Genomic DNA, 22,057 nt, shown 5'->3' on the forward strand with positions numbered 1-22,057 from the left:
CCGGGCCGCCCGCGGAAAGCGAAGCGGTTGGAACGGAAATCAACAGTCCCATTTTAAAAATTAGACAAAAATAAAAAAACTGTAGGCAAACTCGATATTAGTCGAGTTTGTCTACAGTCTGAACAGCGGTCAATTCGACCGCTGTTTTTGATATCCTTCTCACTGAGTTACTTTTGTCGGCAAAGCGTTTTTGATCAACTCGGTGACGTGTGCAGGCTCTTCTTTGTTGATCAGGATGTGGACACTTCCTTTATCTTCGTGCGTCCTGATCAGCCGGCCGATCCCCTGTCTTAGCCTTAATAGCATATACGGCAGATCGACGTCATGAAACGGATCTTTGGACTCCTCACGTTTTGCCGAAAAAACCGGGTCATTAGGTGGATATGGAAGCGAATATATGATCACGTTTTCGAGGGCGCGGCCCGGTATGTCAAGCCCCTCCCACATATGGACCGAGCATAAAACGGATTGCTCATTATTTTGGAATTTGGACACAAGTGCGCTGATCTCTGCATCCCCCTCAAAATAAATGGGAAAGCCCGTTTTCTCGGCCGCATATTCCCGGAAACGGTTTAAATCGTCTTCATTCGTAAACAGGACAAGACCCCTGCCATCCGATTGTTGGAGCTGGTTTAATGTGTATTCGAGCCGTTTTTGGCGGTCATCCTTTGCAAAGCCCGGGATGTAGATTTTCATGTTTTCCCGTAATCAAAAGGCGATTCCACAGAAAATGATAAAAATGTATCAATCCCGAGGCTTGTTGCAATATAATCAAATGATTTGTTATCTGATAATGTCGCCGAAGAGAAGATAAATGGCTTTTTCTGTGCAAAAACCTCTTCCCTCATAATTTCTTCAACCATCCGCGGCATAATGACGAGCGTTCTTTCTCCCTTGTTTTCTTCAAACCAGTTGATCCCTTTTGTTTCTTTAAGGAAAAGTGATAATGAATAGGTTATTTGTTCTAAATATTCCTCGACAATTTTCAAATCATAATCATTAATGACATACATCTCACTGTCAAACACCAACTCTTCCTGGAGCTGGATAAGCAGGTTAAACAATCTTTTACCCTCCTCCAGAAGGAGCGGAGTCTTTATAACCATTTGCTTTTCTGAACCGTCAGTTATTTGTGAGGCAGCCTGTAATACTGCAAAAAAATGTTCGTTTTGGACGAGAGATTCTTCGATGCAATAAAGGGTATTTTCCCTGACATCGTTGGCTGTAAGTCTGGTAAGGAGCTTGTCCAGCGTCTGTTCAGCAAAGCGATAGGTTAACGCTTTTTGCGCAGCATATTCCAATAGATGCCCTTCATCAAAGATGACTGCCGATGATTCCGGAAGTAACGGGAGCTGCCCCTCCCTTTTTCGTGACTCTTGTGTCCAAATGTGCTCCATATAGAAATCATGTGAACAAATAATTAAATCACTTGAGCCACGATAGAATTCCCGATGAAGGGTTTGTCCGCAGCGATGCCGTTTTGAGCAACTGAAGCAATCCTGAAGAGAATCCCAGCCAACTTGTTTCCAAGTCTCATCCGAAATACCGGGATAGTCCTTCCGGTCACCATATTTGTGGAACTTTTGCATTGATGATCCAGTGCCGACAAAGTCCGGGAGCTCGTCAAAAATCGCACCGTAGGGACCGCTGTCATTCCTTAAAATAACCTCATCAAGCTTATTCAAGCATAAATACTGATCCCGCGATTTTGCGAGGCGGACATCGATATTTAAATTTAAAGCTTTTTCAAGCTTGGCAATATCGCCTTCTTTTTTGACCAGCTGTTCAATCAATGTTTCATCGGCGCAGGCAATAATTGCCGGCTTATTTTGGTAGCGCGCGTAACAAATGGCATACAAAAGGTAGACGATTGTTTTCCCTGTCCCGACGCCGGCTTCCGCGAACATGACCTGTTTTTCTTTAAACGCTTTTTCAAGCTGAAACGCCATAAAGATTTGTTCATCCCTAAGCTCGAAACCTGCTTCAGGCAAAATATCGTAAAAAACGTCTCCAATCCAATCATTAAAGACATTAAAAAAAGAATCTGTTTTAGAAATGGCAAATGGCAGGCGCCCTTGCATAATACCCCTCCGAACCGGCACGATAGCGCCATGAAAAACGCAAGCGCCCTAATGCAGGGCGCTTGCACCTTAAATGGAGCCAGCCTTTATATTTAAGATTTGGCTCTCCTCATTATTACAATTATCAGTGCCTTTTAAACGAGACGCTAACAACCATTGTATCGTAAAGAGCCGCTTAGTCAAGAATCATCGCTGAAGAAATTTCTGGTTATATGTAGAGAATACGAAAAAGAAACGCCCTGTAAGAGACGTTTCTCCCGGATTGCTTATTTATGAATGGAAGACAATGAAAACGACAATGCTTGCTGCAATTGTTCTCTCGCAGCTTCCAGGTTCATTAGGGCACCGTCAGCAGGTTTATGCTCCTGCTTAATGGTTTCAATCGTAGCCGCAAGGGCTTTTGAAATTTTATTAAAGTCAATGGTTGAATCGTACATGGTATTCCTCCTGGCCAAAAAGATACTGATATTTTATTCGGCCAGGAGATGTTTTATACCGGTTTTCCCTCATTGATTATCTTTTGAAATTTAGAAAGTTAAGACCATTCTTCCGTTAACTTTACCTTCTTCAAGGTCTTTAAACACTTCATTAATGTCCTCTAGTTTGGCTGTTGTGATTGTCGTTTTTACCTTGCCGTCTGCAGCAAATTGCAGTGCTTCCTCAAGGTCCTTTCGTGTTCCGACGATAGAACCGGTAATGCTGACACCGTTTAGAACTGTGTCAAAAATCGGCACTTCAATCATTTCAGGAGGAAGGCCTACCGCAACGCATTTTCCGCCTCGCTTCACGGCACGATATGCTTCATCAAATGCGCGTTTTGAAACGGCTGTACAGATAGAAGCCTGGACTCCGCCAATTTCACGCTGAATGAAGACCGCAGAGTCTTCTGTTTTAGGATTGATAACCAAATCAGCTCCCAATTCCTTTGCAAGCGCTAATTTATCATCAAAAGTATCAACCGCGACTACTTTATTCCCCATCGCTTTCGCATATTGGACGGCAACATGGCCTAATCCACCTATTCCATAGATAGCTACCCATTCTCCAGGCTTAGCTTCACCTACTTTTAAGGCTTTGTATGTGGTTACACCGGCACAAAAGAGCGGCGCTGCTTCAACATAGCTTAAATTATCAGGAATTTTCACGGTATATCTGCCATCTGCCACGCAATATTCAGCATATGCCCCGTCGATAGAATAGCCGGCATTATGCTGATTAAGGCATAATGTTTCCCTGCCGGAGAGACAGTATTCACAATAGCCGCAAGCGGAATATAACCATGGGATTCCGACACGGTCACCCGGTTTTAAATGTTTAATGCCGTTTCCTACTTTAATTACTTCGCCTACACCTTCATGTCCCGGAATTAAAGGCAATTTTGGTTTTACAGGCCAGTCTCCATGCGCTGCATGCAAATCAGTGTGGCAGACTCCACAGGCGTGGATTTTCACAAGTACATCTGTTTCCCCAACAGCTGGAATGGGAACATTTTCGACTGTTAAATCCTTTCTGAATTCATGAACTACTGCTGCTTTCATTTTTGTGTCATGACATGTTTCACACATCTCGTTCACCTCTTTGGAGAATTAGAAAAGCAACTTTATTATTGCGCAAACATGTTTATCTGTCATTAATTTTGTGAATGTATTCACAAAATTGTTTATTGTATTCGACAAATTTGTTAACAATTTACTTTTATCTTGAAATTAAAAAAACAGCCTGGCTCGGCTGTTTTTTTAATTATAGTTTTGGAGGTCTTTTCCCCCAATATTGATAGAAATCAGTCCGGATAAAACCGTTGAACAGCTTTCTTTTTTTCGTTGCCGGCTTGCCGTACAAACTTTCAAAATCAGGATGGGAAGTGAGGATATAAACTGACCATGTCTCGTGCCTGGAAAAGGCCTTGCCCATTTCCCGGTACATTTGTTCGACCTCCACTCTTTCCCCAAGCCTTTCGCCATATGGCGGATTTGCGACAATCACGCCGTATTCACTTGTCGCCGTAAAGTCGCTTACTTGCCTTTGTTTAAATGAAACCAAATCACCAAGTCCTGCTTCAAAGGCGTTCTCTTCGGCAATTTTCACCATCCGATGGTCAATATCCGTGCCGAGAATATCGAGCGGCTGCTCATATTTTGCAACATCTTCTGCTTCGGTTCTGGCGTTCCCCCAAATGGCCTCAGGGATCCAGTCCCACTTTTCCGAGACAAATTCCCGGTTAAACCCTGGAGCGATGTTCTGGCCGAGCAGGGCAGCTTCGATTGGAATTGTGCCTGAACCGCAAAAAGGATCGATAAAAGGCCGGTCCGGCGTCCAGTTGGTTAGCATAACGAGCGCTGCAGCCAATGTTTCCTTTAATGGCGCTTCCCCCTGGTCTACCCGGTAACCACGGCGGTGGAGCCCGTAACCGCTCGCGTCAATCGTCAAGGTGGCAACATCCTTTTGCAGGGCGACCTCGATGCGGAAGAGCGAACCAGTTTCTTCAAACCAGGTATTTCTTTTGTAATGGCGCTGCAGCCGGTCGACAATCGCTTTTTTTACGATTGCCTGGCAGTCTGAAACGCTAAAAAGCTTCGATTTGACCGACTTTCCGCTCACGGGAAATTCGGCATCCTCCGGCAAATACATTTCCCATGGAAGAGCTTTCGTATTCTCAAATAACTCATCAAAGCTCTCTGCTTTAAATTCTCCCACTTTTATTTTGATTCGATCTGCCGTGCGCAGCCATAGGTTTGTACGGGCAATCGCCAGCTCATCTCCTTCAAAGCTGATCCTGCCGTTTTCAACTTCACATTCATAGCCCAGTGCGCGGACTTCTTTTGCAACTAATGCCTCGAGTCCCATTGCAGCGGTTGCAATTAAATTAAACTTTGCCATTTTCTCACCCTTTTTTCCGTAATCCAACACATGAAGTCCCGATTATGTATGTCATGATTAATATCGCCTTTATGCCGGTAATTTAGCCGTTAAATGAGGCTAATAGATAAGAAAAGCTCTCCTGATAAGAGGAGAGCTTTTAGTTTTATAAGTTATGCATCCCAACAATAACGTTCTGTAAGCCATGTTCTGTGCCCCTGTACTGCAAACGACAGTTGTCTCGTACGAGGGCGGTAATCATCTATCTACAAATTGACAAGCCAATTTGTCCTTCTCCTCGTTCAATTCCTAAGAGAAAGTGCCCCTACCATTATTTGGGTTTCTCGCTCGTGGGGTTTACCTCGTTCCACCCTTTTTATTTCTAAAAAGGCTACGTCACTGTGGCACTTTTACAGGTATTCACGCCTTATCCATGAGGACTTAGGCGTTTTTCCGGCCGTCAGCTTAAATCTCGTTCAAGCTGCCCTAGCTTATGAATTGGCTAGGCACGAACACTACGGGCATCGCAGCCCGTGCGAGCATGGACTTTCCTCTACAGTGTCACTATTGTTCAACTGCAGCGATTACCCGAACGCTACTAAAGGATTACATTCCTTATTATAAGCAAGACGACGATCAAAATCAATGGCATTCATCATGAAAATGAGTAAAAATGTGTCAATCGTACAATTTGCTGCCAAATACATGCTTTTCCAGATTGGAAAGACGCTTTAAAATATCAAAATTCGTCGTTCCGGCAGTCGCCGCTGGAGCAGGCTGGCGCCTTGTTGACTCATCAAGCTGCTTTCTCAGGCGCAAATTTTCTTGCTGAAGGTCTTCAATCTCCTGGTGGAACGTTTCATAATCTTTTATGATTAAATCTAAAAACTTGTCGACATCCTCTTGCTTGTATCCGCGCATTCCGGATTTGAACTCTTTTTCTAAAATGTCTTTTGCAGTTAACTTCACTTTATCGGATAACATCGTATTCACCTCAAGTATCGCCAATCATTACATTATATTTTTTCAAAAATAGCTGCTTTTGTCAATTTTTCTTTCAAAGATCTCGCTAAAATTGCCGTTTTTCTTCTTCTTCTTGCTCGACAACCAGTTGAAGATCATAGAAAGTAATCAGACGGATCTCATATGGATGCTTTTCACGGTAGGAAAGAGCCGTTTCATACAAAAATTTTGGACTTCCTTCCTTTTCGTGATCATAGAGAAGCAGAAGCAGCTCACTCTTTTCCACAAAAAACTGATTTTTTAAGCGGAATTGCCACTGATTCTCATAATTTTTTTTTGTAATCGAATCAACAAAATCAGCTTGTGAAACGACAGATTCATACCATTCTTTATTCTTTTCGTTCCATTTGGCTTCCTGGTTAAGAAACGGTGTAATCACACCAAGCTTAAGCTCGGGAAAATCAAGCTGAAGTTCATAAACAGCTTCCGCTGCCCACAATTCAACCCCGAGCTGTCCGCTGATAATCACCCATTCCAGCCCTGCTTCGACAAGTGGGTATAGCTGCTTTTTGATTGCCGTTTTTATGTAAGCTACTGCAGGATTGTTTTGCTCGAATATTCCTAACTCAAATGGTTTATAGCCAGATATCGCTGCTACTTTCACCAAATTCAAATGCCCCTTTTCTGCAATATCCGCCTGTACACCCTATTATATTGAAGGTTATCCCAAAACATGTGTGAACGTGAAAATTTTATGTAAAAGCACAAGGACCTGTGACGGCCCTTGTGATGTTGAAATTATCTTCGTCTTCGCCAGTTTGGAGGAACTTGCGCCTGGCCTGGCATGTATTCAGCCCCGGCCACCGCTCCTGGGCCCGGGCCCGGACCGAAGCCCGGCATAGGGCCTGGACCGATGCCAGCTCCTGCTACCGCTCCTGGACCGAAAGGTGGAACCGATCCTGGTGGATGATAAAACTGCTGGTTCGAAACGTCGTTTACAAAAGATTGTGTCTGCGGGAAGTAGTGCTGGTGCTGATAGTTTAAGTGATTGACTGTTGTAGTATGGGTCGGATGAATATGAGGTACTACATTGTTCATAAAATTATGTTTCACACAGCACTTTGTCGGGTGAACAATTGCCGGCAAAACATGATTCGGTCTGCAATGCATAGAAATATCCCCTTTCCTAAATAGTCTGGTTACATTATCAGCCTATGAAGCAAGGAAGGTTCTTGTACTAAGGAAAATACCTATTTTTCATAGAAAGCCATGGTTGTAAAACTCTTATAGGAAAGTATAAAAACTGTCCTTTAAAGCTGTGAAAATAAATACCGTAAGACAAATAACCACAAAGAACATAAACAAAACTGCCTTATACATGTAATCAGCCCCATAGTTTTTTTAGCTGGAACATTCCATCCAACTACCTATTTTACAGGTTTCGACATGAACAGACAACAAGGAAATTAGTGGTTTCCCATAAGAATTTATTAAAATTTTGGTACAACTATCAACTCATGATTCGTTCTGTTTCAAGGCGATCTTTCGCATCAGCCTCGCTTTGCGATGGAGCAGGCGGCCAAGATTTTTTTCGTTTTCCGTTTGTTTTTCATAAAATTCCAGCGCCCGATCGGTAAACCCCAGCGCCTCTCGATAATTTTTATCGCGATGCTCGACAATTTTCGCTGCTTCCACCAATGCTTCAATTTGCTGATGTTCATTTCCTTCTGCAGCTATTTCTATGAATAATTTGCGAGCCAGGCTCCAATCGTGCTGCTGTTTATATTGATAAGCCATCGCCAGCTTTGCTGCAACCGCAGCCGTTCCGGTGCCGTCAATTATTCCTAAAAAGCTGTTGGCGGCTTCCTCGTTGTTTCCAACCGATGCATACCATCTGCCAACCTCGAACGTTTCCTTCGTTGTTTGCTGTGTATCTTTACGCAGCAGCTGGAAGGAGAGATGTGTATAGAGGGTAATCAGCGATAGGATATCGATTTCATTATGCTTGATGATCCCAAACATTCCTTCTGGATTTTTTCTTTCAACAAAATCGAAATAAATGATTGGTGCCAGAAAACCGGGAATATCATCGATCCTCTCGACCTGCAAAATTTCCTTTTCAACGATCGAAAGCTTTAAACGCTCCAGCTTATGCTTCCAGAGCCTTCGCGACGCATGGTATAAATCAAAATGGCCAAAAAGCGGAAGCTTTGGGACATGTTCTCTGATCAAGGTGTGTCTCGTTTTGACCTGCGGCCAATCAAATGACTTGCCATTGTAAGTAACAAGCGTCTGATAGTTTACATTTTCCAAAAAGCTTTGATAGAGGGGAATTTCTGCCCCCGGATGGGGTAAAATATGCTGTTTTACGACTATGTGATCATCGCTAAAGCTTGCATGTCCAAGCAAAAAAATCGTATTGCCTGTCCCCCCGCCCAGCCCGGTCGTTTCTGTATCAAAAAAGAACAAGTCCTGAGCGTTACAGCCTGCTGCAGAAAGAGGGTGGACAATATTTGTGTGATTCCAGAGCTCGACCGCTTCCAAAAAATCGGCAAATACATATTTGCCATGCCGGTGTGATAATGGGTAGCGGACTTCCCTTATCAAGCAATAGCTGTTATCAAAGTAATATGGGGATGTATTTTCTTTTACCCAGTCAGTCAGGAAGGGTATTTCTGACTGGCTGGAAGAATCAATGATTGGCACCCGTTTCATCGCCGATTCACCCGAAGACGCTAAATGCGGCTTCAATCTATTTAGCTTATTTTTCAACGTCATTTCTATCACTTCCTCGAGATTCCCGGACAAGACAGCTTGCCCTTTGTTAAAACTGGTCAAGAAGTTGCAAGCTTTTTTCCTTCGCTTTAATGCCTTCTATTTCTGTTCCTATACAGGAAGGACAGCCGTCGTCGCATAGGCATTTTGCTATTAAATTTTTCGCGGCCGCCTTGATTTCATCAAAGCGTTTATAGACGTCTTCTGCCAGACCGATCCCTCCCGGGTAATGATCGTATAAAAAGATCGTCGGCAATTGTGTATGGGCTGCTTTTATTTGTGATACTACATGGACATCGTTTCGATCGCACATGACGTGGATCGGGACAATATGCTTAAAGACGTTTGCTATTCCCATCAGCAGCTGTTCCAGCGCCTTTTCACCTAGCTGAAGATCAAGTTCTTTCAGCTCAAGCCAGGCAGCGCTCGTATGCAATTCTTCTTCTGGCAAATGGATCTGGCCATATCCAACATTTTCAAACGTTGTCAGCTTGATTTTTTTAAATATGCTTGGAAGGATATTGATTGAAACATCGCCAAAGTTAATCGCCGTTGCCTTTCTGTTTGACGTCCTGTCTATTTCTAACACCTTAAGCTGAACGGCAAGGTTTGCATCGGTATAATAATCTACATCAACTTCCCTTACATAGGCTTTTTTATGATCCCAGTCCAGTTTTTCAACCTGGTATTGTATACCTTCATGCAAGTATATCGCTTCGTCGTGCAAAAGGGTCATTGCGCTAAAGCGATCCATTTCCCCGATGATTTTCACATCTGCGGTCGACGATTGGTCGATAATCACGACGTTTTCCTGTGAAGCGGACCGCAGGCTGATATTCGATGCCGGAAAGGATTGATTGGCCCAGTAAAATTTATCCCCATTCTGGTGTAACACTTGTTCTTCCGTCAGGTATTCCAGTATCTCCGTTATATCCAATGGGCCAAATTCTTCGCCTTTTTTAAAAGGCAGTTCATAGGCGGCGCATTTTAAATGATCGACTAAAATGATCAGGTTTTCCGGATTGATCCTCGCAGCTTCGGGGGACCTATCGAAAAAATAGCCGGGATTCTGGACTATATACTGGTCAATGGGCGTACTGCTTGCGACCATTAAAATCAGGGCTTCCCCATGCCTTCTTCCTGCCCGTCCGGCCTGCTGCCATGTACTGGCGACGCTTCCGGGATATCCTGTCATAACGCAGACCTGCAGCTGGCCAATATCCACTCCTAATTCTAAGGCATTCGTACTGACAACCCCGAGAATTTCTCCGTCCCGAAGGCCCTTTTCTATCTCGCGCCGCTGCTTTGGTAAGTAACCGCCCCTGTATCCTCTGATCGATTTCATCCCGATTTCTTTTTTAACCAGTTCCTGTATATGGCTTAAGATAATTTCAACCCTCACCCTGCTTCTTGCAAAGACGATCGTCTGTATTCTATTTTTTAAAAATTGTTTGGCGAGACTATGTACTTCTACCGTAGCGCTTTTCCTGATATTCAAAGGCTTATTCACAAGAGGAGGGTTATAGAAAACAAAGTGCTTCCTGCCTCTTGGTGCCCCGTTGTCGTCAATTAAGCGCATTGGGTTTCCTGTAAGCTGTTCCGCGAGTTCCTTTGGATTCGCAATCGTCGCCGATGTACAAATAAAAATTGGGCTGCTTCCGTAAAATTTGCAGATTCTTTTTAAGCGCCTTATCACATTCGCCACATGACTGCCAAACACGCCCCTGTATGTGTGCAGTTCATCAATAACGATATACTTAAGATTTTCGAACAGGCTGACCCATTTCGTATGATGGGGAAGGATAGCGCTATGGAGCATGTCCGGATTCGTGATCACGATATGCCCGGCCTTTCTTACGGTCTGCCTTATCGCCGGTGAAGTATCACCATCGTATGTATAGCTTTTTATATCCATGCCCATTTCATTTATGATTTCATTTAGCTCGCTTTTCTGATCCTGCGCCAATGCTTTTGTCGGAAATAAATAAAGCGCACGGTTTGTTTCGTCTTCCGCGATAGCTTGCAGTACTGGCAAGTTATAGCAAAGCGTTTTACCCGAAGCAGTAGGGGTCACTGCGACAATATTTTCGCCTTTTTGCAAAGCCTGAAAAGCGGTAAACTGATGGCTGTACAGTTCGTCGATACCCCGTTTGGACAAGGCCGCTTTAATTCTTTCGTGAACAGCATCGGGTATTGGCTTCGTCCGAGCTTCCTGCGGTTCGATTTCGTGCCAGTTTACGATATTTTCGTTTTTCCTTAATTCATCGATCAGTTCTGCCAGTGTTTTCTTTCTCATTCGCTACACCTCTTTATACGATATAGTTTAGCGAATATTTGTTTGCATGGCTACAGATAGATTTTAACAAAAAAAGGATTTAATGATGTTTCGATTTCATTTCCACACTTGACACCCCACTTTTCTTATACAAGCCTGCTTTTCTCCACTAATCATACTTATATTAAAGCTGTGAGCGAAGGGCTTTTTTGTTAAAATATTAAGTAAGCACGTGAAAATGAGGTGAAGGCGATGTACAGAGAGGAAATAATAACAATACTTTCCGAATTTGGCCTTTTTCGTGAAATGAGCAGACAGGAAATAGCGAAAATCGCTGATATTTCGATTTCCAGGGAGTGGAAAAAACATAGCCATATATTTATGCAGGGTGATCCGCTCGACAATGTATATTTTATTAATGCAGGAAAAATAAAGATTTATAAGAGTGACATAAACGGAAAAGAGCAAATCGTGGCAATTTTAAAGAAAGGAGAAATGTTTCCGCACGTAGGCTTCTTTCGCAAGGGCGATTATCCCGCATATGCGGAGGCTCTGGAAAAATCAATTTTGGTTGTCGTGCCGATCACCCAGTTTGAAAAGGTATTAATTGAAAACCCCGAGCTGTCAATCAAGGTGTTCAGAGTTCTAGGTGAAAAAATTGTTGATCTGCAAAACCGCCTTGAAGAACAAATATTGAATAATACATATGAACAAATAGTTAAGCTGCTTGTCCGCCTTGGCGAAAACCATGGTCAGGAGCGGAGTGATGGCACCATCCTCCTGAAAGGGGAATTCACCAATAAAGACCTTGCGAATATGATTGGAACGACAAGGGAAACCGTCAGCAGAACGCTCACTAAAATGAAAAAGGACGGATTAATCGAAGTCGACCGCCACGGCGATTTCATTCTGGCACCCGACAAGCTGCTTGAGGAATTTTTTTGATCAAAAACTGTTTTCCGAAAATAACGCCGCTCCTTTCAAAAGGCAGCGGCGCTTTTTCTATTTTGATTGGATTGAAAGCTGGAGCATATCAGCGATATCTTCCTGTGCTGTTCCGATCAATTTCAAATTAAATGTTTCCTGGAGAACGTTCATGACGCCTTCGGAAATAAATTCAGGCGGCTTTGGACCGATACGGATGTCCTTAATTCCGAGGCTGAATAAACCTAACAGGATCGCCACAGCCTTTTGCTCAAACCATGAGAGGACAATGCTGACAGGCAGCTCGTTGATCGGGCATCCAAACGCATCTGCTAGTGCTTTGGCGATTTTAACCGTTGAACCTGAGTTGTTGCATTGGCCAAGGTCAATGTAGCGCGGGATGTCCGTGCCCGGAACAGTCCCGTAGTCGACATCATTAAAGCGGAACTTCCCGCATGATGTTGTCAATATCACCGTCTCCGGCGGCAGTGAAGTCGCTAATTCGCGATAATATTCGCCGCCTTTTCCCGGTGCGTCACAGCCGGCAATCACGAAAAAGCGTTTGATTTTCCCTTCCTTGACAGCCGCGATTACTTCGGGTGCCAATCCTAGCACCGTTTCATGGTGAAACCCGGTCAACAACGTTTCCTCGGAATCAATATTTGCAGCAGGCAATTCGAGCGCCCTGTTGATTAATGGCGAGAAATCGTCGTTGATAATTTTTTCAACGTTCTCGAGCCCTGCGACTTCATACGTAAACATCCGGTCTGCATATGTACCTTTAATCGGCATCACACAGTTTGTCGTAGCGAGAATCGCACCCGGAAATTTCTCAAATAAGCGGCGCTGATCGTACCAGGCCTTCCCGATATTCCCTTTTAAATGGGAATACTTTTTCAAAGCTGGATAGCCATGGGCAGGGAGCATTTCTGAATGTGTATAAATATTGATCCCTTTTCCTTCCGTTTGGCGCAGTAATTCCTCGAGGGCAAATAAATTATGTCCGGTAACGACAATCGATTTTCCCTCAATTTTATTTTGTGAGACGCGGATGGGCTCAGGGATTCCAAGCCGTTCTGTATGTGCGTGGTCAAGCACTTCCATGATCCTGACTGCCGACTGGCCGACTTTCATGGCCATATCAATATGCTCTTGAACATTAAAATTGGAGTTTGTCAGCGTCATATAGAGTGCTTCATGTGTTGTAGCATCAACAAATGAATCGGTGTAGCCGAGCTGGTTGGCATGGGTTCGATAGGCGGCAATTCCTTTCAGCCCAAAAATAATCGTATCCTGGAGGCTGGCAATCGTTTCATCTTTACCGCAAACACCGATAATATTACAACCCCCGGCTGGAGTTTGCTCACATTGGTAACAAAACATCGTGCTGATCCCTTCTTTCAACTTTTTGTCTGTCTCAGCATACTACCGAAATCACCTGAAATGAGTGATGTAAATCACAAAGAGTTGATCTGTCAGAAATCGTTCATAAATTTGCCAGCCCCTACTTACGTTTCCTTCTGTCTGGGGGAATGCTGACTACTATAACAATCCATTGAAAAGGCCCATCAGCTTACAGTGATCACACCATATTTCGTACACTCACTTTTGCGGTTTTCCTGCATAATATATCAAAAAACAGATTTGAATTCAGACGAGAATAGTGTATGAAAGGAGATAGCAAAATGTCATCCAACCCTCACCGCGATTCAAAAAACAATAAACAGGAAGCTTTCGCTGATATAATGAAATCTATGAATGATTTTTTTCATGAAAAGCCCGTACGAGGATTTTTACAAACAGTAGATCAATTTTTTAATAACCCTTTTCCGCATGGCTCTTTTCCCGTTGAAGTATATGAGACAGATAAGGAGCATGTCATTACTGCCGAGCTTCCTGGCGTTAAAAAAGAGGAAATTCACATTGATATTCTTGGCAACCAAATTACGATCGAGGTAAAAAATAGCGAGGTAATGACTGAGGAAGATGAAAAAAATCACTATTACCGAAAAAAACAAACCTTCCAACGGTCTAGCCGCACGATTATTCTGTCCCATCCAATTAACGAAAAAAAGGTCAAAGCATCCTATGAAAATGGGCTTTTGGAAATTCGCATCCCTAAATTAAAAGGAAAAAGCGTGCAAATTGGCACAAAAGGGTAAGGCTGTCTCCACGATGGGATAGCCTTTTTCGTTGTTCCCCCCTTCTCGTCCATTCTCTAAAATCCTCCCTAAATAAGCCAAGCATAATAAAAGTATTGGAAACCCTATACTTTAAGGGTTCCCCCTATCCCTTTTATCATAGATGAAACCTGACTTACAGCGTTCATCATCTGTCCGGCCGTATTCACCATTTTGTTAATATCGAGGCTGCCGTCCTGGCCCTTGAACGAATTCAGAATCGATTTCATCCCGGAAGACTGCTTCGCCATGAACATATTTTTAGGATAAGGATTTACACCGGGATATGGATTTTGTTGCTGAACGTAATTTGTATTGGCAGTATACATTTCTTCAATTGGATGCAACGGGTTTTGAAAAACCATTTGCGAAAAGCTTGGCTGATGCGGGACGTATGTGGTTCCGCCATTTCCCTGGTAGAAGCTTTGGGTGTATGGCGCTTGATAAGGTGTATAGCCGTTTCCGCTTGCATTCATCGGGGGTATTTGCGGCCCACTGTACTGTAAATACGGATTGATATTCGCTTGCTGAAAATAGGGGTGCTGCATAAATTGTTGCCGGTTCCAGCCTGGATTGACAGGCTTCATCCTTGCCTCGTTTCTCCGCTGTAAGTATAGGTCATGATTCATGTATCTTCTATTGCCGAACATGTTAGCATCCTCCTTATTTTCTCCTGATAAATGAACTTCTTGGTTGTTGTATGATTAATGGAAATTAACATAGACCCGAGCAACGCTTCCCTTATTACACATTATGCAAAAGGCCCACCAAGGTGAATCGAAAGGAAAAGCCTTCCTGTTATGTCTAACTGTGTCGGAAGTTAAAATTTTTTAAAAATAAGGATTTCTTCTTTTTCATGATAGGATATAAAAAAAGCCGAGGGGGATTATTCATGAACATTCAGGAGCTTAAAACGAAATTTTCAAGCATCAGGGATTATCGTACAGAAGATGTAAACGAACTATTGGATTTTGCCAAAAAAGCATATATCCATAATGAAATTTCTATTAATGACTACCGTAATCTTGTTCGTGAATTAGAGGCTTCAGGTGCAGTTGTTGCTGACAGTATTAAAGAACACTCGCTTAATAATTGAGTAATTTCACAATGTAATAAGCTAAACCGAAAAACGAATGAATTTGTTTATTTCAACAGGAGTATACCGTGCGGTAGGAAACGAATAACCTATGTTAATTTTTCAATTGAAGAATGGCTTTATCAAAATCATTCAATTAATGTATAAAAACAACCGTTGCCTCTGAACGGTTGTTTTTTACATATAGAAGTCTGTCATTTCTTCATATCAAGGTGAACCAATATATTTTCCAACACGTATTTAACGGACTGAAATTGGTCGATAAACCTTTTCCGGCTTGTCTGCGGAAAAAAAGCTTGAATTGAAATGATTTCGATATGGTCAGAGGTTGTTTCGATTTGATTACGGTGAAGGTTTTTTGGTGCTGTCTCTATCAGCCATAAAATAGCTTCGTTTTTCCACCTATCATTTAGCTCCTTCACCTTATCAGCAAACGGCTTGACTTCACTGTAAAAATCGGCTTCGATTTTAGAGCTCTTTATTTCTTCGAAACGTACTGACGACTCTTCCACATAAGCAAGGAGCTGCTTCGTAAGCTCGTATAGGGTTTGTGTTTTCATTTGCTGCCTCCATAAATCCATTCTCTCCGAACAGAAAAATTCATAAAAATAAAAAGTAGCATTGACGTTATCAAAGCTACTAATGAATTAAATCTATTTTAGTGTATCTTAAAAGCCCAATTCAAGCTTCAAGCCCTGGTTTTTATCCAACTCTCCATTTTCATTAATAAGCTTCATTTTTATTTCTAACGCGGAGAGCCGGTTTCCGCAGCCTGTCAACCGTGCCGCCTGTTTTTCATTCCAATCATCACGGAGATCTGCCAATGAACTGTGCAATCCTGATTCCAATTCTTCAAGCTGATCATATATTTCCGTTAACATCGTTAACAGCTTTTCTTTTTCCAAGCTTTGTTCATTCATTTTAATGCCTCCTTTGCATTTCTTTCTCCTTTGTAATTCCATACCCGGTCAGCCCTTCCTGCCAGGCTGACAAAACTAGAAGATTTTCGGCAAAGAAAGAAGATTTCTGCATATGTTCCTGCATGTTTTCGACACAGAAATGATAGTGGAAAGCTGCTGTTGCTTTTGTAAATACCATTTTGTAATCAGAAGTGGATGAAGGTGATGGACATGTGGTGAAAGCCATTTTTCCTTCACTTTTGTTCTCTTGCACCAGTCAGGATAGTCGCAGTCAATATGATGATGAATCGGAGGATAGGCCCTTCTCAGACGCGGCCCCGCTTTCCGTTTCCGGTCATTTACAAAATACTGTTCATAGTCTGACCGTGAACCTGTATGCGGAGTCGTTTCGGCAAACTCATAAAAGGCCGGGAATAAGTCATCCCTGAAAAGAATACTGCTGAGCCGCTTCCCAAGATCGATCCGCTTCGATACTGATCTAAACCCATTCACGCTTGCCCCATACAAATGACCCTTTCTATCTGGAAACAAAACAGAACTGAAATGAAACGAATCCTGGAAAGAGAATAAGAGTGAATGAAATACCTTATTTTGATATAACGGACTAAGAAGCACTGGTTGCTGGATGACATTTTGTTCATTAATAATCATCGCGATCAGCAATCTCGTTTGATCCCGTTCCCGCCAAAACATGCACCATTCTTGTTCCATAAAAGCAGAAACACGAAAAAATGCTAAAAGATGAAACATTGGACTGTTTATTTTCGTCGAATAATGGTAGAGGAGCAGTTGGGGAAATGCATCATGAAAAATCAGCCAGTTTGCCCGTTCATAGGCAAGAAAAAGCCGTTTCCTTATTTGCTTTGGAATGATATGCGGAAGCATGGGGCCTTCGAGGTCACACATATTCCAGCCGGCATTCCTGGAAACCATGCTCGCAAGAAATGCCCATTCGATTTCCGGATGGGTCTTAAAATAATGAAAATAAGCATTTGTCCGCGAGATATTATCTTTGTTTTGTAATTTTGTTTCGGTTGAGATCCATTGCCTGAGCAGTGAATGATCCTCTGTGTTTTCATATCGTGCCATAGGCAGCAGACTTTTTTCCATAAAAGTACCCCTTACAGCAAGTGTTAAATTTAGCGTTTAACAGAATGGTGCTTTTTATTCAACCAAAAGCTGTGCAGATTTGGTATGATAGTTGTAGTTTGTGAGGTGGTTACAATGAATTTTCATTATCCAAACGGGCGCCGCTACATTCCTAAACAGTCCAAGGGCTTGCCGACGAAGGCTGACAAACAACTGTCGTACAGCAACCGGGGGATGACGCTTGAGGATGATTTAAACGAAACAAACCTGTTTTATTTAGAACAGAAGCTGGCCGTTATCCATAAAAAACCAACTCCTGTCCAAATTGTCCAGGTCGATTATCCAAAACGGAGTGCTGCCGTAATCAGGGAAGCCTATTTTAAACAAGCTTCGACAACCGATTATAATGGTGTCTATAAAGGGAAATATATTGATTTTGAAGCAAAGGAAACGAGGCATAAAACTTCGTTCCCGTTAAAAAATTTTCACGAACACCAGATTCACCATATGGAAACGGTTCTGCTCCATGGCGGCATATGTTTTATTATCATCCGGTTTTCCGCTACAGAAGAAGTGTATCTTCTGCCAGCCAATCATTTGATTGCTTTTTGGAACCGAATGAACAGCGGAGGGAGAAAATCGATTACAAAGCAAGAGATTGCAGAATGCTCCCATCCCATTAAGCTAGGTTTCCGGCCCAGAATTGACTATATTAAAGTAATAGATTATCTTTATAACCTTACAGGGGAAAAAGGAATACAGCTTCAGTAACGCTGTAAATATCGTTCGTTTGCATAGAAAGGAATGACACACATATATGGCAGATCAATATCAATCGCGAGAGGAGCGCCGCAAACAGCTTGCCGCTAAAAAACCAAAAAAGGGCAAGGGAAAGAAAAGTCCGCGCGGGACATTTAAAAAGATCTTTCTCGTTCTTATTGCACTTGGAATTATCGGAATGCTTACCGGTGTTGCCACTTTTGCATTTATGGTAAAAGATACTCCAAAATTGGACGAAGCTCAGCTAAGGGACCCTATTTCTTCAAAGCTTTATGATATAAATGGAAAAGAGTTTGCCGAAGTTGGCTCAGTGAATCGCGATTATGTAGCTTATGAAGATATCCCCGAGCTTGTCGAAAGTGCAATCCTTGCTACCGAGGATGTTCGTTTCTATGACCACAACGGGATTGATGTAATCCGTCTTGGCGGCGCGGTCATTGCCAATATTACGGACGGCTTTGGCTCTGAAGGTGCGAGTACGATTACCCAGCAGGTCGTGAAAAACTCTTTCCTTGAGTTTGATAAAACATTAAGCCGAAAAGCACAGGAAGCATGGCTTGCCTTCCAGCTGGAGCGCAAATATACGAAGCAAGAAATCTTTGAGATGTATGTCAATAAAATTTATATGTCCGAAAAAAGTCACGGTATTTTAACTGCTTCAAAGATTTATTTTGATAAAGAACTTTCCGAATTACAGCTCCATGAAGCAGCATTGCTTGCCGGCATGCCGCAAAGTCCGGAAAATTATAATCCTTTTAAACATCCGGACAATGCCGAGAAGCGCAGGAACATCGTGCTTTCGTTAATGAATCAGCATGGCTTTATTACTAAGGACGAGATGCAAGCAGCACAGGCGATTCCTGTTGAATCATCGCTTGTAAAGGCAGAAAATCGCGAAACAGGTGAAGATCAGTACGATGCTTTCGTCGATGCCGTAATTGAAGAAGTCCAGGCACAAGGCGATTTTGATATTTTCTCTGACGGGCTCCATATTTATACCACTTTAGACCAGGATGCCCAAACACATGTAGAGCACATGCTAAACTCAAATGAAGTCGTCCAGTTCCCGGACGATGAATTCCAGGCCGGGATTACGCTTTTAGATACGAAGACAGGTGAAGTGCGCGCACTCGGAGGCGGGCGAAACCAGCAAGCGAAGCGCGGTTTTAACTATGCAGTCGATACACAACGGCAGCCGGGATCGACGATCAAGCCGATATTGGATTATGGCCCGGCGATCGAGTATCTACAATGGGGAACATATCATACATTGGATGATAAACCATACACTTATTCCGATCCGAAAAAGACCCCTATCAACAACTGGGACAATAAACATATGGGACCGATGTCGATGCGGGAAGCACTTGCAAAATCACGCAACGTCCCTGCCCTCCAGGCATTACAGGCAGTTGGTTTAAACAAAGCGAAAGATTTCGCTGTCAAGCTCGGAATTCCACTTGAGGAAATCCATGAGTCGTATGCAATTGGCGGACTTGATAAAGGCGTCTCGCCGCTTGAGATGGCCGGAGCATACAGTGCGTTTGGAAATAACGGTTTTTATACAAAACCTCACACAGTGAAAATGATTGAGCTGCGTGATGGTACAAAACTGGATACCGCTCCTGAATCGCAGGTCGTCATGAAGGACTATACAGCTTTTATGATTACCGATATGTTGAAAAGCGTCTTATCAAATGGAACCGGCCAGGCAGCCAACATTCCAAACCTGCATGTTGCAGGCAAAACCGGTACGACGAACTACTCGTCCGACGTGAAGAAGGCAAATGGCATTCCTAATGGCGCTGTTCCTGATGCCTGGTTTGCAGGCTATACGACAAACTATACGGCTGCAGTCTGGACCGGTTATGAGAACCAGAAGAAAAATTATATTAATTCCAAGGACCAAAAAATTGCCCAGCAGCTCTTTAAAAATTTAATGACCCATGTTTCAAAAGGCAAGGAAACTGCAGACTTTACTGTACCGAAAACGGTTGAAAAGGTAGCGATTGAAAAGGGCACCATTCCGGCCAAGCTTGCCAGTGAATTTACTCCTGAGGACCAGGTTATTTATGAATATGCGGTCAAAGGCAATCGTCCAAACCAAGTGTCTGACCGGTATGATCGACTTGACAGCCCGTCCAACGCGAATGCTTCATACGAGCAAGCGAGCAATGAAATCGTCCTGTCGTGGGATTATAACGGCAAAGCTGATGGCGTGCAGTTCCAAGTAAACGCCTCAATCAATGGCGGTGCTGCGCAGCAGCTTACCGTTACAGGCGAAAAGTCCATGAGAGTAGCAAATGTTGTGGCCGGTGGAACATACACCTTTACCATTACAGCAATAAAAGGCGAGCAAAGCAGTGAGCCGGCAAGTGTCTCAGTGTCAGTTCCTGCTCCGGTCACTGAAGAAGAAGAGTTTGAAGAAGGCGAAGATGAACAAGGCCGCAATCGTGAAGAAGAACATGAAGAAGATGACGATGGAGATCAGTCAGACGAGGGCGAAGGAGATAACCCTGGCAATGGCAACGGCAATGGTAATGGTAACGGTAACCCTGGTGATCCAGGAACACAGCCACCCGGCCAGCCAATTCCAAACCCACCGGGCACTCCTCCAAGTCCATAATTTTGTAATGAAAAAGGGGCTGTCCCATAAGTGCTATTTCAGCCGAAACCTTAAAACAGTAAAACCCAGGAATGCTGTTAAATCAACATTCTTGGGTTTTTAATTTGAGTGCATTTTACTCTAAAATGGACTTTTTAGACAGCCCCTTTTTTCATTAAATGAATAAATTTCTTAAAGCATTTCTTTAATTGAAAACCAAACAATTTTTTGAAATCAAGACAATGTTATTCGTTCATACTGGATCCTCTTGGTTTATTAAGACAATTTAATTCGTTTTTGGGCTTAGCACCTTTTACTCAAATCAGTGTTTTTTCCTTAGCGCCAGATGTTTCATAAACGCTTTTTCCAGCTCAGTCATAAGCACGGATAATTGAATAAAGGAATGGTACAGCGTCGGCCTATTCATAATAAACTGGAGCCTCTCCCTCATATTTACAGGCTTAATCATCAGTTTTTCGGCATGATCCAGGTTTGACAGGACCACAGGCACGGCGTTTGTCCAAAAAAGGCACTCAACAAACAAGCCAACCCCCTTTTTCATCGGCGTTTCAGTCCTGCGCTGATTCCGGTTTTGGAATAATTGAGCCAGACTGTCCTTCAGACTTTTCCATTCATCGAACAATAAAGGAACATAATTCACCGGATCTTCCCACGGCTTGAGCGCCTCAATATTTGAGTAAAAAGCCCACTCATAATAAAAAAGCGGAAAAATTTGCATTTCCTTGCCGTTTTGTTTTTCCCATATTCCTGCCTCATTTGTCAAAAAGAATGGATGGTTTAATTCTTCAGGAACTCCCCGTTTACTGTCCATTACCAGTTTTCCTCTTCATGCGCTTTTTCCCTTCCCGGCATATGTCGAGAAGCGGGCAAATTTGACATTGGGGATTTTGCGCTTTGCAATGATATCGTCCAAAAAAGATCATCCGATGGTGGGTAACCGACCACTCGTCTTTTGGTACTTTTTTCATTAACGTCTGCTCCACTTCGAGTACTGAATCCTTCCAGCGGCAAAAACCGAGCCGTTTGCTGACTCTTTCGACGTGGGTATCGACTGCTATCGCCGGAACACCGAAAGCAACCGATACAACTACATTTGCCGTTTTCCGCCCAACGCCGGGCAGCTTCGTTAGTTCATCGCGGTCGCGCGGGACAATTCCCCCGTAATCATCAATCAGCATTCTCGACAGTTTTTGGATATTTTTCGCTTTATTCCGGAATAAACCGATCGAACGGATATCGTTCTCGAGCTCTTCCAGTGGCACACGCAAATAATCTTCCGGAGTTTTATATTTCGTAAACAGATTTCTAGTAACTTTATTGACAAGTGCATCTGTACACTGTGCCGACAAGGCAACGGCAATAACCAGTTCAAACGGATTGCTGTGGTTCAGCTCGCAATGAGCATCCGGGAACATTTCCCCCATGTGGTCGAGACAGTATCTAATTTCATTTTTATTTAACATCGTTCCCACCTTATTTTCATGATAGAAAA

Annotated in this window: 20 protein-coding genes, 1 other RNA gene and 1 pseudogene; 5 read left to right on the top strand and 17 right to left on the bottom strand. The window is 43.0% G+C overall.

Features of this window, described 5'->3' with window-relative positions:
• Positions 1-159: 159 nt before the first annotated feature.
• The 10 genes and pseudogenes from CU635_RS17995 to CU635_RS18035 form a co-directional block, all read right to left on the bottom strand.
• Positions 160-2,081, bottom strand: a pseudogene (locus CU635_RS17995) (ATP-dependent DNA helicase).
• Between the two features lie 266 nt (positions 2,082-2,347).
• Positions 2,348-2,518 carry a hypothetical protein gene (locus tag CU635_RS23485; protein ID WP_180955684.1) on the bottom strand — a complete coding sequence of 57 codons (171 nt, stop codon included), beginning with the start codon at positions 2,516-2,518 and terminating at the stop codon, positions 2,348-2,350.
• 90 nt (positions 2,519-2,608) lie between these two features.
• Positions 2,609-3,619 (bottom strand): alcohol dehydrogenase AdhP, encoded by a 1,011-nt coding sequence (adhP, locus tag CU635_RS18000; protein ID WP_101578805.1) that lies wholly within the window; start codon positions 3,617-3,619, stop codon positions 2,609-2,611.
• Between the two features lie 202 nt (positions 3,620-3,821).
• A complete protein-coding gene (locus tag CU635_RS18005) occupies positions 3,822-4,958 on the bottom strand; it encodes a THUMP domain-containing class I SAM-dependent RNA methyltransferase (RefSeq protein WP_101578767.1) in 1,137 nt (378 codons plus the stop codon).
• Between the two features lie 173 nt (positions 4,959-5,131).
• Positions 5,132-5,533, bottom strand: an RNA gene (gene rnpB, locus CU635_RS18010) — RNase P RNA component class B.
• Between the two features lie 82 nt (positions 5,534-5,615).
• On the bottom strand, positions 5,616-5,921 hold the full coding sequence (gene gpsB / locus CU635_RS18015) for a cell division regulator GpsB (protein ID WP_101578768.1): 306 nt from the start codon (positions 5,919-5,921) through the stop codon (positions 5,616-5,618).
• A gap of 85 nt (positions 5,922-6,006) precedes the next feature.
• Entirely contained in the window at positions 6,007-6,567 is a 561-nt protein-coding gene (locus CU635_RS18020; RefSeq protein WP_101578769.1) for an SLOG family protein, read from the bottom strand.
• A gap of 131 nt (positions 6,568-6,698) precedes the next feature.
• Positions 6,699-7,070 (bottom strand): CotD family spore coat protein, encoded by a 372-nt coding sequence (locus CU635_RS18025; protein ID WP_101578770.1) that lies wholly within the window; start codon positions 7,068-7,070, stop codon positions 6,699-6,701.
• A gap of 345 nt (positions 7,071-7,415) precedes the next feature.
• Complete coding sequence (locus CU635_RS18030) at positions 7,416-8,678, bottom strand: ribonuclease H-like domain-containing protein (RefSeq protein WP_101578771.1); 1,263 nt, start codon at positions 8,676-8,678, stop codon at positions 7,416-7,418.
• 46 nt (positions 8,679-8,724) lie between these two features.
• Positions 8,725-10,971 (bottom strand): DEAD/DEAH box helicase, encoded by a 2,247-nt coding sequence (locus CU635_RS18035; RefSeq protein WP_101578772.1) that lies wholly within the window; start codon positions 10,969-10,971, stop codon positions 8,725-8,727.
• A 231-nt stretch (positions 10,972-11,202) separates the two neighbouring features.
• Between CU635_RS18035 and CU635_RS18040 the strand changes: the two genes are divergently transcribed.
• Positions 11,203-11,895, top strand: a complete 693-nt coding sequence (locus tag CU635_RS18040; RefSeq protein WP_101578773.1) for a Crp/Fnr family transcriptional regulator — start codon at positions 11,203-11,205, stop codon at positions 11,893-11,895.
• A 57-nt stretch (positions 11,896-11,952) separates the two neighbouring features.
• Here the strand turns inward: CU635_RS18040 and hcp are convergent, their stop codons facing one another.
• Positions 11,953-13,257, bottom strand: coding sequence for a hydroxylamine reductase (gene hcp / locus CU635_RS18045; RefSeq protein ID WP_101578774.1), 1,305 nt, complete (start codon positions 13,255-13,257; stop codon positions 11,953-11,955).
• 302 nt (positions 13,258-13,559) lie between these two features.
• Between hcp and CU635_RS18050 the strand changes: the two genes are divergently transcribed.
• On the top strand, positions 13,560-14,036 hold the full coding sequence (locus tag CU635_RS18050) for an Hsp20/alpha crystallin family protein (RefSeq protein WP_101578775.1): 477 nt from the start codon (positions 13,560-13,562) through the stop codon (positions 14,034-14,036).
• Positions 14,037-14,140: 104 nt separating this feature from the next.
• Here the strand turns inward: CU635_RS18050 and CU635_RS18055 are convergent, their stop codons facing one another.
• The gene (locus CU635_RS18055) at positions 14,141-14,704 is read right to left on the bottom strand and encodes a YppG family protein (RefSeq protein ID WP_245917521.1); all 564 of its coding nucleotides are present in this window, start codon (positions 14,702-14,704) and stop codon (positions 14,141-14,143) included.
• A gap of 242 nt (positions 14,705-14,946) precedes the next feature.
• Between CU635_RS18055 and CU635_RS18060 the strand changes: the two genes are divergently transcribed.
• Positions 14,947-15,150: a YppF family protein gene (locus tag CU635_RS18060; protein ID WP_101578776.1), complete on the top strand. Its 204-nt coding sequence runs from the start codon at positions 14,947-14,949 to the stop codon at positions 15,148-15,150.
• Between the two features lie 194 nt (positions 15,151-15,344).
• Here the strand turns inward: CU635_RS18060 and CU635_RS18065 are convergent, their stop codons facing one another.
• The 3 genes from CU635_RS18065 to CU635_RS18075 form a co-directional block, all read right to left on the bottom strand.
• A complete protein-coding gene (locus tag CU635_RS18065; RefSeq protein WP_101578777.1) occupies positions 15,345-15,710 on the bottom strand; it encodes a YppE family protein in 366 nt (121 codons plus the stop codon).
• A 108-nt stretch (positions 15,711-15,818) separates the two neighbouring features.
• The gene (locus CU635_RS18070) at positions 15,819-16,070 is read right to left on the bottom strand and encodes a hypothetical protein (protein WP_101578778.1); all 252 of its coding nucleotides are present in this window, start codon (positions 16,068-16,070) and stop codon (positions 15,819-15,821) included.
• Between the two features lie 75 nt (positions 16,071-16,145).
• Positions 16,146-17,180, bottom strand: a complete 1,035-nt coding sequence (locus CU635_RS18075) for a DUF2515 family protein (protein ID WP_245917522.1) — start codon at positions 17,178-17,180, stop codon at positions 16,146-16,148.
• Between the two features lie 114 nt (positions 17,181-17,294).
• On the opposite strand from CU635_RS18075, the gene recU reads away from it, so the two are divergent.
• Entirely contained in the window at positions 17,295-17,930 is a 636-nt protein-coding gene (gene recU / locus CU635_RS18080; RefSeq protein WP_101578779.1) for a Holliday junction resolvase RecU, read from the top strand.
• Between the two features lie 46 nt (positions 17,931-17,976).
• Positions 17,977-20,565 carry a PBP1A family penicillin-binding protein gene (locus CU635_RS18085; protein ID WP_101578780.1) on the top strand — a complete coding sequence of 863 codons (2,589 nt, stop codon included), beginning with the start codon at positions 17,977-17,979 and terminating at the stop codon, positions 20,563-20,565.
• Between the two features lie 301 nt (positions 20,566-20,866).
• Here CU635_RS18085 and CU635_RS18090 read toward each other — a convergent pair whose 3' ends face one another.
• Both CU635_RS18090 and nth read right to left on the bottom strand, forming a co-directional pair.
• Positions 20,867-21,376, bottom strand: coding sequence for a YpoC family protein (locus CU635_RS18090; protein WP_101578781.1), 510 nt, complete (start codon positions 21,374-21,376; stop codon positions 20,867-20,869).
• Positions 21,366-22,028, bottom strand: a complete 663-nt coding sequence (gene nth, locus CU635_RS18095) for an endonuclease III (protein ID WP_101578782.1) — start codon at positions 22,026-22,028, stop codon at positions 21,366-21,368. Before nth ends, CU635_RS18090 begins: the two co-directional genes overlap by 11 nt.
• Between the last annotated feature and the right edge of the window lie 29 nt (positions 22,029-22,057).

It is taken from the genome of Bacillus canaveralius, assembly GCF_002860125.1.
GTDB lineage: Bacteria > Bacillota > Bacilli > Bacillales > Cytobacillaceae > Bacillus_BJ > Bacillus_BJ canaveralius.

What these genes read in the sequence shown, in the direction of transcription:
- CU635_RS23485 (WP_180955684.1), bottom strand. Translation starts at nt 2,518, where the DNA reads ATGTACGATTCAACCATTGACTTTAATAAAATTTCAAAAGCCCTTGCG.
- adhP (WP_101578805.1), bottom strand. Translation starts at nt 3,619, where the DNA reads ATGAAAGCAGCAGTAGTTCATGAATTCAGAAAGGATTTAACAGTCGAA.
- CU635_RS18005 (WP_101578767.1), bottom strand. Translation starts at nt 4,958, where the DNA reads ATGGCAAAGTTTAATTTAATTGCAACCGCTGCAATGGGACTCGAGGCA.
- gpsB (WP_101578768.1), bottom strand. Translation starts at nt 5,921, where the DNA reads ATGTTATCCGATAAAGTGAAGTTAACTGCAAAAGACATTTTAGAAAAA.
- CU635_RS18025 (WP_101578770.1), bottom strand. Translation starts at nt 7,070, where the DNA reads ATGCATTGCAGACCGAATCATGTTTTGCCGGCAATTGTTCACCCGACA.
- CU635_RS18030 (WP_101578771.1), bottom strand. Translation starts at nt 8,678, where the DNA reads ATGACGTTGAAAAATAAGCTAAATAGATTGAAGCCGCATTTAGCGTCT.
- CU635_RS18035 (WP_101578772.1), bottom strand. Translation starts at nt 10,971, where the DNA reads ATGAGAAAGAAAACACTGGCAGAACTGATCGATGAATTAAGGAAAAAC.
- CU635_RS18040 (WP_101578773.1), top strand. Translation starts at nt 11,203, where the DNA reads ATGTACAGAGAGGAAATAATAACAATACTTTCCGAATTTGGCCTTTTT.
- hcp (WP_101578774.1), bottom strand. Translation starts at nt 13,257, where the DNA reads ATGTTTTGTTACCAATGTGAGCAAACTCCAGCCGGGGGTTGTAATATT.
- CU635_RS18050 (WP_101578775.1), top strand. Translation starts at nt 13,560, where the DNA reads ATGTCATCCAACCCTCACCGCGATTCAAAAAACAATAAACAGGAAGCT.
- CU635_RS18055 (WP_245917521.1), bottom strand. Translation starts at nt 14,704, where the DNA reads ATGTTCGGCAATAGAAGATACATGAATCATGACCTATACTTACAGCGG.
- CU635_RS18060 (WP_101578776.1), top strand. Translation starts at nt 14,947, where the DNA reads ATGAACATTCAGGAGCTTAAAACGAAATTTTCAAGCATCAGGGATTAT.
- CU635_RS18065 (WP_101578777.1), bottom strand. Translation starts at nt 15,710, where the DNA reads ATGAAAACACAAACCCTATACGAGCTTACGAAGCAGCTCCTTGCTTAT.
- CU635_RS18070 (WP_101578778.1), bottom strand. Translation starts at nt 16,070, where the DNA reads ATGAATGAACAAAGCTTGGAAAAAGAAAAGCTGTTAACGATGTTAACG.
- CU635_RS18075 (WP_245917522.1), bottom strand. Translation starts at nt 17,180, where the DNA reads ATGGAAAAAAGTCTGCTGCCTATGGCACGATATGAAAACACAGAGGAT.
- recU (WP_101578779.1), top strand. Translation starts at nt 17,295, where the DNA reads ATGAATTTTCATTATCCAAACGGGCGCCGCTACATTCCTAAACAGTCC.
- CU635_RS18085 (WP_101578780.1), top strand. Translation starts at nt 17,977, where the DNA reads ATGGCAGATCAATATCAATCGCGAGAGGAGCGCCGCAAACAGCTTGCC.
- CU635_RS18090 (WP_101578781.1), bottom strand. Translation starts at nt 21,376, where the DNA reads ATGGACAGTAAACGGGGAGTTCCTGAAGAATTAAACCATCCATTCTTT.
- nth (WP_101578782.1), bottom strand. Translation starts at nt 22,028, where the DNA reads ATGTTAAATAAAAATGAAATTAGATACTGTCTCGACCACATGGGGGAA.